Genomic DNA, 11,764 nt, shown 5'->3' on the forward strand with positions numbered 1-11,764 from the left:
AAGTAGGGAGATGAGAAGATGGGAGGATGGGAGAGATGAATCACCCTGCTTGTGATAGTTGTTGTTGATTGAGGTAGTAATAATGACCTTGTTTGGCGATTAACTCGTCATGAGTACCGCTTTCAACTAAGACACCATGGTCGAGTACCAGAATTAAGTTCGCCTTGCGTACAGTGGAAAGGCGATGGGCTATCACTAGGCTAGTACGCCCTTTGAGTATTGTCTTAAGGTTGTTCTGAATAATGCGTTCGGATTCAGCATCCAGGTTACTGGTAGCTTCATCGAAAACTAATAATCGTGGATTGCCAAGCAAAGCACGGGCGATCGCGACACGCTGGCGTTGTCCTCCCGACAACATACCGCCACCCTCACCAATCTCTGTTTCGTAACCCATTGGTAATCGCTGAATAAATTCATCCGCACCAGCCAGACGTGCTGCTTCCGTTACTTCCTCTAAAGAGGTATCTGGATGAGCAATACTGATATTTTCGCGAATAGTACCGCCAAATAAGAAAGTACTCTGGTCTACAATCCCAACTTGGGAACGAAGTGATTGCAAAGAAATATTATTGATGTCATGACCATCAATCAATACTTTACCACTTGTCGGAGGATAGAGACCCAAAATCAACTTTGACAGGGTTGTTTTCCCAGAACCGCTACGCCCTACGACTGCCACCATTTGCTCGGGTTTAATTTCAAAACTGAGATTTTCCAGAACATTAGTATCGCTTTCTGGGTGGTAGCGGAAAGTGACGTTATCAAAGCGAATATGACCTTGAAGTTTCCGTAGGGGCTTACGGGGTGAGGAGAGCAAATCTTCTTCTGGTGCCGTTTTTAAGACGTCATTAAGCCTTTCTACAGAAATAAAAATTTCTTGCAGTTGATTCCAAACTAGGGAGAGTCGTTTGAAGGGGCTAATGACGTTGCCTTTTAACATATTGAAGGCAATTAACTGTCCAATGGTCAGTTCCTGATTAATGACCAACCAAGCTCCATACCATAGCAACATGGTACTTGTTAGGATGTCGATGCCGCCACCAATAACTTGCAACCGGATGCCAATCACCTGTGCTGTAAAGCCTTTTTTCACCACATTATTTAAAAGTTCTTCCCAACGCCAGCGCACCGTCTGCTCAACTGCCATTGAGCGGATAGAACGAATTCCTGTAAGGGATTGAATTAAGTAACTGCTGCTTTCGGCTCCAGCATTAAAAATCTCTCTGGACATCCGGCGCAATATGCCCGTACTTGCAAATGCCAGGATAAAAAATGGCGGTATAGCTAACAGCACGACTAATGTAAGGCTCCAGCTATACCAGAGCATCACTCCTAGGTAAATAAATAATGTCAGTAAATCTAAGACGATCGACAGTGTCTCACCAGTGAGAAAACGCTGTATTTTCTGGTTTTCTTGAATCCGAGACGTGATATCTCCAACGTAACGCGACTCAAAGAACCCTAGAGGCAAGCGAAAGGTATGTTTAAGAAAACCCACCAGTAGCGCGACACTAATGCGGTTGGCAGTATGAGACAGTAAATATTGCCGCACGGCGTTAATGACGATGCCGAATAAACTAAAAATGACCATTCCCAAACAGACAGCATTTAAAGTGACAACACTGCCTTGTATAATCACTTTGTCAAAAAGTAGCTGAGAAAATATTGGCGTTACTAGTCCAAATAGCTGAAGTACGAGCGAGGCGAAAAATACCTCAAGCAGAACTCGCCAATGGGGTTTAACCAGCTCAAAAAACTCTTCCAAAGAGTGAGTTGCTTCTTCAGCATTTTTCAAATCTACTGTGGGTTGTAGTAGCAACGCATAGCCAGTCCATCCCTCTTTAAACTCTGCGTGGGTAAGGACACGTTGACCAATGGCAGGATCGCCTACAATCACTTGCCGTTTGGTAATTTTATAGATAACGATGTAATGGTAGCCTTCCCAATGAGCCACTGCTGGTAAGGGTTGTTCTGCCAGTTTATCGAAACTGGCTTTTACCGGACGAGTTGCAAAGCCAACGCTTTCTGCTGCGGCTGCTAGAGCACGTAAAGTTGCACCTTGACGGCTGGCGTTACTGAGTTCGCGCAGACGATTGACGCTAAAGTTTTTGCCCCAATAGCGACCAATCATGACTAGACAAGCTGCGCCACAGTCAGAAGCGCTGTGTTGGGCATAAAATGGGTAGCTCTTGATCAGGTTTCCCCACAATTGCCCTGTTTTTACCTTGGGGCTGGGAAAGTATGGACGTATTTTCTCTTTTTGTTGCTGTTGCTTTTGTTTTGGCGCTCCTTCTTGTTGGGGAAAGGGAATAATGTTGCTAGATGAAGTGATTCGCTCTGGTTTTGACGTCTTAGAACGCACTTTTTTTGTTTTAACAGAGCCTTTCTGTTCTTGAGATTGAACAAACTCTGCCAATTGTTGCCAATGTTCAAGTGCAGGTAACCAATTTGCATCCCTAATGATATAAGCAATTGTTGATTGCGCGATCTGCCAACTGTCTTGTTCTGAGGCTGGATATATTTTGCCCGCAGTTAAAAGCTGTCCCTCAGAATGCCGCAATTCTCCTTTCTGCAATACCAAACACTTACAATCTTTTGGTAGAGTGGCTTGTTGATGGTCACTGAGATCGTGCCGCTCAAACAACGATAAAGCTTTGAGCATTCCTGGGACATCTGATATGTTGCCAATCTCTTGCCAGTTTTGGTGACATAACATGACCAAATCCCATAACTCTGAGCGTTTCAAGAGGCGATCGCGAATACTTGGGTGGCGCTCTATTAAAGCTTGCAATACTTCTTGTTTGAGATAACAAAGCTTAAGATTAGCTGAAGCTCTCGCTACATATGGCTGAAAGTCATCTGAAAACAGGGTTGCTTCTCCAAAGCAAGATCCCGAACTTAGGGTTGCAACTAAATTTTCATCACTATCCAACAATCTTACTTTTCCCACAAGAACAATATATATTCCTGGGTTAGCCGATATTGTTTGCCAGAACTGCCTAGCTACTGGTGGTTCTACAATTTCTACCAATGCCAAGCATCTCGCCATTTCTTGCTCTGAAAGTGTTTCACCCAAAGCATTAGCGATCTGTTCGCCTAACAGGTGTTCGGAAAAAACTGATACCATCACCTCATCTCCATGTAAAAGTACTTAGTTTTTGGTCTGGGACTAGAAATGAACTCAAGAATCAAATGTCCAACAGAAACTAGACTTTAAATCGGAAACTTGTCGATAGTAATGCTCGTATCCCCACCAAAAAGCTGCTTGTCAGTAGCTAGTATCAAAAACTTGCTATAGCTTGTTGTAATTTTGCTTTTGACAAATTTACTGTAACTAAAACCTTGTTGTTGACTAGAAGGGTGTGACATAATTGTAGCCAGTTGCCGTCATATACAAAAAGTGGACAAAGTAAAGTCTGTAACAGCTGCTATCATCCGGATGTAGTCGATTAACAGCTGTATAATTGGTTAGCCCTGGGAAGCTAATTAGTTAGGTTATATGATGGGCACGACCTTGGAAGCCATCTCCCTAGTACCTGGGAATCTGGGGAGATACTCCTTGGTCATTCAATTCTTCATACCCCAATCTCCGCAGTTACTGGGAATTAACTCTGAAGGTTGTGGCTTTTGAAGAATTGCCTGAACGGGGCAATCATTAAAAGTTTTGTAAAGATTTGTTCGTCTTAAGTACGTAGAAAGCATCCTTTTTAAACAATCTGGCTCTTGTGTCCATAAGAAATAGTGTTTTTTATGTTGTAATCATACTCAAGCAACTGCTCCTAGTAATTTCAAAGAATTACAGATCGCGTTCTCGGTCTACAGAAACATAATGAAGCCGCTCAAAAATGGCTCCATCTTGAATCAGACGAAAACCAATACTATAGACGGTCTGCGAATCAACTGTTGACTCTACTTGTTCATAAGAACAACACTAACTTCACCTTAAAGATTATCAACCTCAAAATACATAAAGCTTTGGTGAATTCACTTAAAAATAGTTTGCTGCTCTATTGCTCAATAGCTGAAGGCTAGAAAACACGGGTGCAGTTGCTATCCTTTCCCTTGTTTACCTTACTACCGTCCTTCTCTCGTTACAATATCACTATAAACTAAATTCTACCTCATAAGCAATCTTGAGAACTAAGTAATTACTTTGCTGTTCACGCGGTTATTTACGCGTACAACAACTTTATTAGTAAATTTACTAACTTCTTGTCAAGAGTTTTTCACGAAAAACTCTGGTTCTTCAAAAAAGCCATTAAAAATTCTTGAAAATTTTAAAATCCATCTTGCTTTGATGTGCGTGTTCTTCTCAAATTTATCAATATTATTTATTTTTTTTCTAAAAACAAAAATCTATTTTATTTTACGGCTATAGATAAATATATACAATTTATTAAAAATAAATCTTGCTAAATTATGATTGGTTGACTGGCGAAAAGTATAAATTTTAATTATTGTTTTTTTATTTTATATCAAAATTTAATATCCACTGGTTTTCACAAGGCACGCATCTCTCCAAAGAGGTATACACATATCCATCTAGAGTGGTAGACTAGGATTTATCTAGATAACTACTCCTATGTCTTGAAAACGAGTAGGGGGTAAGAAATTTTTCATTACCTCGTCGTGGTCTCTCGCCCATGAGTATCTAGCTCAAAACAGCCACCGAGTGCAACCACAGAAAACCAGACACCCTAGATTTCCTAAATGGTTAAAAAACTCTTCGTGTACTAGGCACGATTATCCTACCCTAGTAACAAATGTAAGATGGTAGATGTAGTAGCCCAAATCTTTATTATTAAGCCAATATAAATTTTTATGTTGATTTTGTCAATCCCTGACTGGTGATATTTGAGAAGAACTAACCAGAGTGTTTACTGCAGCCAAGAGCCATTGCTGAAACATATTGTTCAGAATTTCTTCATATTTCTGGGTTGTGAGTTCTGCTGGGAGTAAGCCCTCCACCATTAAAAGATGGTACCCCTGTTCAGTCTTAAGAGGACCGATTAACTCCTGTGTCGGTTTACTGAAGACGATCGCAGCTATGTCAGTAGGAATTACACCACGCTCAATTTTTCCTTCATAGCCACATCTTCGCCTGCGACTATCATCGATATCGTAAAGGTGAGCAGCGTAATAGAAACTAATTTCACCTTCTTCAATCTGATAATAAAGTTCTTGAGCAAGTTTTTCATTGCTCACTATTAATTGGTAGAGAATAACTTGCTCAAATCCCAAACTGTTTTGCCAGAAAAATTTCTCGACTTCCTCAGAAAATAAAGCAACAGCTAACTTTTGTGCTAGCAATTGGTTCCGGATTCCAACTTCCCAGTCATCAAAGCTTATCAGCTCATCGGCTAACCATGCTAGTGTGTCAGAGGCTTTTTCCAGACGCTTCTCGCGACGTTGACGCTCAGCTTCTGCCTCAATCTCTTCTGTTGTAACAGCGATTCCTCTTTCTCGAGATGCACGCTCGACGACCCTCTGAAATAAAATATTTTGGTATACTTCCTTATAATTTGTTTTGCTTTTTAGAAAGCTAACAACTTCTTCAGCTGCGATCGCGATTTTTGAAAAATCGTCCATGGATACTTAATACAACGGTCTCTAATGCTACTTGCGTCTTGAATGTATAGCAATCCTATTTGATTTGTGAAAACTCACTGTGTCTAGATCCCCGACTTTTCAAAGAAGTCGGGGATCTAAATTTTTATAAATATCTTCATATTCTATTTGAAAATAATAAAAATATAAATTGTTGATAATACGGAAAATTTTTTGACGATTTTAGTATTAATTAATTAGTGGTTAGTAGAGGCGCAAGGCCTTGCGCCCCTACTAACCACTAACCCTTCTTTACTTAAATCCGCAGATTTTGAAGGACAAATCTTGAGAGGTTTCTGCTTCGGGATCGGACTTCATAGATTGATATTTTTCAACTTGTGTGGTCAACCACTGCTGGCTTCCACCACGGACTTCAGTTTTGCGCTTGCCAACAACTTCAAGATAAGCCAAGTCTTTAATTTTACTCAAGCAGCTTGTCGGTGTAACATGACTGCTGGATCTTTTCTCCGAAGGTAGCTTAGCAATTTTTAGACTTTCGTTGGATTGTGTATTTGTTCTGGAAACGTGAGAGTTTTCCTTAAGCAGGCGGTTGTAAGTACGATAGGGAATGTAATGTAGAGGATTGTAGCCAGCGAAACGCAGCATAAGAACGCAAGCCCAAGAATACTTACCTGCAAGAATAGCTTCTACAACTTGGTCGAATTGTTCGGGGTTGATAGTTTTATCTAAATTGCTACTGCCAGAAATACCGTGGTTCATAGTGTTTGTTGTTTTGATAGAAATAAACGAGTCTGTCGTCTTTGGTGGTTTGTAGTTCAATGGGTGTCTATATAATTGCTCTTACCTTTAAAGGACAAGCAAGACTTGATAGAGCAACATATCAGTTCAGTAATAAGCAACAAATGTCAAGGAGTTTTTGCACTGGCCGTTTAATCGACTTTTAATTTGATACTTCGATTTTTCTCGGTAAAATAGTTGACAGCCCATGCAGCTTTAACTCCGATATACCTGACTTATTTTCTTGATAGATTTTGCACTCGAAGTAGTAGATACAACTCTCTTTGAAACAGTTCGAGAATTCCGCCGTAAGTCGATAATATCTGTTGGTTTGTTATTTACGGCACTTGTTTGAGAAGCCCGAGTCGCCAGATTCTCTAGTACTTTAATTGCAGTACGAGTGTGAGCTAGCAAGCGAGAACTGTTTATCAAACCATCCACTTGATTGGATTGCATTTGGTTAGTGACTAACTGTTGCTGTCGATCTTCAACTTCAGCAGTCGAGAATTCCCCGTTTAATTCCGCAACAACTTCGATTGGTTTCCATTTCCTGGCTGAAGTCACAACAGTGTTATCGATTGTATCCAAATGGTGCGGCAGAATTTGAGATTGCTCTCCCAATGCTACAACTTTACCTCGGACTTGACTGACTTGCTCAATCCTTCCCGTCCATGACCAAACAACAACTGTTGTAAAAAAAGCTATGCTCCTAATGGTAGCTAGGAGGGAAAAGGCTTTAGGCGATTTACTGAGGAACTCCTCAACACGTACTAACCTATTTTCCGTATTCTTAAGTGCTACTTCAGAGCTTTCAACCGCAGTGTTATGAGTCTTTATAGGTGTTTTCAGTGTAACACCTGTCTCTATAAAAGCTATATTTTTGTCATGGATGAGTGCCATTTCAGATACTAAATCGGTCTCAATAGCAGAGCGATCGCAATAATTCTTTGAGACATCTGATTGGCTGGAAATATGAAGTGCATTTAACCTGATGATTCTGTTCATGCGCTGTCCTGATGATCGGAAACCTGACTTTTTCTTCAAGTCTTTTTACTGCTAAGCCGGAATTTGTTAATTACCCCTGAAATTTATTTATCAGTGTGTAAAAAAGTAGCATCTACACAAAAGATACTCTGTAAAAAGGTAGTAGCTCCTGCAACTTTTCTTTTAATACCCATACACTGATAGTGGCTTTTCGACTGTGTTTTTGGCTTAGCAGTGCCGCAGGCAATTCTTTCCTTTTTTTTCATGTCATATAAATGGCATGAAAAGTTTCCATTTGATTCTAGTAGATGCATTTTTGTCCTCTTCAAAATTCGCTCACTCCTGATTCTATTTCTTTCCCTGATAAGTCTATGCACTTATTTTATACCAAAGAATTAGGAGATAAGTAAAATCGCATACTTTTTAGGGGTGTAGAGAAAAAATATTCATCCCTAAGCATTAAGAGTAACATTTGTATTTATACTATTTTTTTGCACAAATGTCATCTCTTCTTATGGCATTTTATCAATAATTTTTACTCTTTTCATTTTTCTCTTTATTTCCTAGACTTTCACTCACTTTTTGTTTCTTACTTGTTAGTTATTGGGGGGTAAGACCCCTCATCCAACTTCGCTTTACAGCTTTCGTTGAATATCTTGTTTTACCATTACTATGGTTTCTAACCTTATAAAAATATAACAGCACAAGTAGCATTTAGACAATCTTTACTACTGCAAGCCGCAATAGCAATTTTTACCCATTCTGCAAAATCTCCTACTGCCGTTATTATGTTTATTTTTTGATGAAAGAAAATTCTGTAGTAGAACATACGATTGGCACTTTAGAACCAAATACTTGTAATAACTTCATCTGTTAGTAAAGACATGAAGTTATAAACTGACCATCTTATGGTATAGTGACCAGTGATCAGTGACCAGTGACCAGTGACCAGTGACTAGTAATCAGTGACCAGTGACCAATGACTAATGACTAATTTAATTGCTGCTGAACTAGGTTGTGATAAATACCGCCAATTGACATTAATTCATCATGAGTGCCTTGTTCAATAAGAAAACCTCGGTCTAAAACAAGAATGCTGTCAGCGTGTCGAATGGTAAAAAGACGATGGGCAATGATAAAAGTAGTACGATCGCAACCGATAGAAGCGTCACTGGCGCAACTGTAGCGAGTTAAATTCTCTAAAAACCGATGTTCGGATTTAGCATCCAGGAAACTAGTCGCTTCATCTAAAATCAAAATGCGAGGATTTCTCAAAAAAGCTCTAGCAATAGCTATTTTTTGTCGCTGTCCGCTAGAAAGCATCATTCCTCTCTCTCCCACTTGTGAGTTGTATCCAAGCGGTAGAGTCTGAATAAAAGAGTCTGCGTCAGCCATCTTTGCTGCTGTTATGACTTGGTCTAAAGTCCAATCCGAACTGTACAGGGTAATATTTTCCAAAATAGTCCCTGCAAATAAAAAACATTCTTGAGAAACTATCCCCAGTTGGCTTCTTAACGATTGCGAAGAAACAACAGCAGTATCGTGTCCATCAATCAGAATACTCCCCGTATAAGGACGGTATAAGCCTGCTAGCAGGTTAACTAGAGTGCTTTTCCCCGAACCACTGCAACCCACAATCGCAATGGTTTGTCCTGCTTTGACTCTAAAGGACACATTTTGTAGGGCGTTGTGTTCTTCATAGGGATTAAAACGGAAAGTGACATTCTCAAAATGGACATCACCTCGAATGTTCGGCAATACCTGTAGAGGTTTTTGAGGATTCTCTTCTGGCTGAGTTGTTAAAACATCATTAAGACGCTCAACGGAAACAATAACCTCTTGAAATTCATCCCACAGTTTTGCTATCGCAGTCACTGGCTTGACAGCATTATCAATGAGCAGATTAAAAGCTACAAATTGACCGAGTGTCATAGAACCGCCAATCACCGAAGTAGAACCATACCACAATACATATGTACTGCAAAAAAGAGCGATCGCATTATTTGCCAATTGCAACACATTAACTAGCTTCTGACCGCGCAATCGAGCTTTTAAGGCATCTGTAAAGCGTTCTTGCCAACGCAAATGGAATTTTTGCTCCGATACTGTCGTTTTTACAGTAGCAACACCAGTTATGGTTTCTACTAACAGAGAGCTTTGCTCAGCCCACTTCTTGAGGAATTCTCGCGAAACCGTCTTCAGAAACGGACTAGCCCCTAAAGTGACGATCGCAACAGGTAGGATTGAACACAGCACCACGAAAGTCAGTTGCCAGTTGTAATATGCCATCAATCCCAAGTAAACAACTGCCATCAAAGTGTCTGAGGCAGCAGTCAGGATTTTACGAGTGAGAAACACTTGGATGTTTTGGTTTTCCCGAACACGAGAGATGATATCCCCCACTTGACGGGACGCAAAAAATTGCAATGGCAACCGCAGGGTGTGGCTAATAAAACTGCCAGTCAAAGAGCCATCTATCAAATTGGAAAAAGAATCCAGCAGATGTTGACGAACTGCACTCAGAACAATTCGCCCCATACCCAACACAAATAAACCAACGGCAATAGCATTCACTGTCGTTAGGTTTTTTCCGGGGATCGCGTAGTCAAGAGCTATCTGAGCAAATATGGGCGTCAAAACTCCAACAACTGAGAGCAACGTTGCAGTTAGGAAAATTTGCTTTAACAGCTGGCGATGCGGTGATAAAGCTTGCTTTATACCACTAAAAGAGATTTTCTCGTCTTGGGCTGCATTTAAACGGTCTGTAGGTGATAAAAGGAGAGCATATTCCGTCCAGCTTTCTTCAAATTCTTGACGGGAGAGCCATTGCTTTCCTAACGCAGGATCGGCAATCAATACGCGATCGCCTTTAACTTCCCAAACCACCACATAATGAATCCCCCCTTGCCAATGAGCGATCCAAGGATAGGGATGCAACTCTAACTTGCACAAAGAAGCTCGTACAGGGAGAGCATCATAGCCCAAATTTTGAGCCGCATCTGATAAAGCCGCCAAACATGCTCCTGTACGGTCTGTTTGAGCTAAGTTCCGTAATGTATTGAGACTAAAACGTTTGCCCCAATATCGACTAATCATCGCCAAGCAAGTTGCACCACAATCAGACGAACTTTGTTGTTCGATAAAAGGATAACGACGCCATAGAGGGGAGTGGGGAGTAGGGGGTAGGGAGTAGGGGTAGGTGGTAGGGGGTGAGGGGGTGAGGGGGTGAGGGAGTGTCTGAGTGAGGGGGTGAGGTGGTGAGGTGGTGAGGGGGTGACGGGGTAGAATTTTCCCCATCTCCCCATCTCCCCATCTCCCCATCTCCCCATCTTCTTCCTGCCACCTGCATAAATCAGACCCGACGAGCGTGGCCAATTCCCAGTGCTTTATAGGAAGGTGGTAGAGCAATAAATCTGTTTCGGCACTCCAAGACAGTGGCTTGGTATTGGGATATCCCCAACTTTCTCCCACAACTGGTGGGTAATCTTGTGCATTCTGCGTTTTAATTGCTCCACTGAAAAGCCAAAAGCGCCCATTTCTTCCTGGAGTCGTCTCCTCTAAAAGAGAACCAGCCTCTAGCTTCTTTTGTTCTAGGTAGGGCAGCAACTGCTGTAGATTATGGCTTTTTTGAGAGCGTAACTCAGTACAAGTTTTGAAAAAAATTAATGCTTGACGCTCATGAGTAAAGTGTTTTAAATTGGTTTCCAGATTAGGAAAGTGCTGTAACCACGGAACGACATCGGAAACTTTAACTTGAGCTACATAACCAGCGCTAGCTGCTGTAGCTTGATAGGGGAGAGGTTCATCGAAGAACAAACAATCCGCGCCAAAAGTTTGTTGTGGTAAAAGTAACTGAGTTGACACTGAACGCTTGAGAGTCTTGTCATACCCAAGCAAACGTACTCTACCTTGACAAACTAAGTAAAGAAAATCGCTTGTATTTTCAGATGTTTTATCCGGGCTACCGATGATTAAATCGTCACCTAATTGAAACTCGCGAACAACCCAAATTTTACTGAAATCCAATACTAGACTAGAATCTCCTGTAATGAGTTTCAAACAGTTAAGGATAACCGTACTTGACATTGGAGATAAATGTTGACTAGTATCAATTGATTTTTGTACTCTAAACGACGAAAAAGAGTTCATCGTTTTGTCTCTGATATCATATGATGATCTAGCATTAAATGATACAAGTATTGCGACAAGAAAAAAAGAAAATTCCATCCCTAAGCTTTTAAAACTAGGGATTCTTCAAAGTTATTGCATTACCCTCCACGAACACTTTTTTCAGAGGTTAATAGTAGAATTCCGGAAAAATATGTAACAGGGCAAAAAAATATTATACGACAGAGAAATATGATTTGCTAGAGGTTAGGGAAAATTGGAGATTTTGGATTTTGGATTTTGGATTTTGGATTTTGGATTTTGGATT

Annotated in this window: 5 protein-coding genes; all 5 read right to left on the reverse strand. The window is 40.7% G+C overall.

Annotated elements, in window-relative coordinates; genetic code table 11:
- Positions 1-40 precede the first annotated feature (40 nt).
- Positions 41-3,127: a peptidase domain-containing ABC transporter gene (locus tag WA1_RS40065; protein WP_017748613.1), complete on the reverse strand. Its 3,087-nt coding sequence runs from the start codon at positions 3,125-3,127 to the stop codon at positions 41-43.
- Positions 3,128-4,833: 1,706 nt separating this feature from the next.
- The gene (locus WA1_RS40070; RefSeq protein ID WP_017748615.1) at positions 4,834-5,589 is read right to left on the reverse strand and encodes a peptidylprolyl isomerase; all 756 of its coding nucleotides are present in this window, start codon (positions 5,587-5,589) and stop codon (positions 4,834-4,836) included.
- Between the two features lie 270 nt (positions 5,590-5,859).
- The gene (locus tag WA1_RS40075) at positions 5,860-6,327 is read right to left on the reverse strand and encodes a HetP family heterocyst commitment protein (protein ID WP_017748616.1); all 468 of its coding nucleotides are present in this window, start codon (positions 6,325-6,327) and stop codon (positions 5,860-5,862) included.
- 234 nt (positions 6,328-6,561) lie between these two features.
- Positions 6,562-7,350, reverse strand: coding sequence for a hypothetical protein (locus WA1_RS40080; RefSeq protein ID WP_017748617.1), 789 nt, complete (start codon positions 7,348-7,350; stop codon positions 6,562-6,564).
- Positions 7,351-8,319: 969 nt separating this feature from the next.
- Entirely contained in the window at positions 8,320-11,478 is a 3,159-nt protein-coding gene (locus WA1_RS40085) for an ABC transporter transmembrane domain-containing protein (protein ID WP_017748619.1), read from the reverse strand.
- Positions 11,479-11,764 lie beyond the last annotated feature (286 nt).

It is taken from the genome of Scytonema hofmannii PCC 7110, assembly GCF_000346485.2.
GTDB classification, from domain to species: domain Bacteria; phylum Cyanobacteriota; class Cyanobacteriia; order Cyanobacteriales; family Nostocaceae; genus Scytonema; species Scytonema hofmannii.

Coding starts and splice junctions, on each gene's coding strand:
- WA1_RS40070 (WP_017748615.1), bottom strand. CDS start 5,589: ATGGACGATTTTTCAAAAATCGCGATCGCAGCTGAAGAAGTTGTTAGC.
- WA1_RS40080 (WP_017748617.1), bottom strand. CDS start 7,350: ATGAACAGAATCATCAGGTTAAATGCACTTCATATTTCCAGCCAATCA.
- WA1_RS40065 (WP_017748613.1), bottom strand. CDS start 3,127: ATGGTATCAGTTTTTTCCGAACACCTGTTAGGCGAACAGATCGCTAAT.
- WA1_RS40075 (WP_017748616.1), bottom strand. CDS start 6,327: ATGAACCACGGTATTTCTGGCAGTAGCAATTTAGATAAAACTATCAAC.
- WA1_RS40085 (WP_017748619.1), bottom strand. CDS start 11,478: ATGAACTCTTTTTCGTCGTTTAGAGTACAAAAATCAATTGATACTAGT.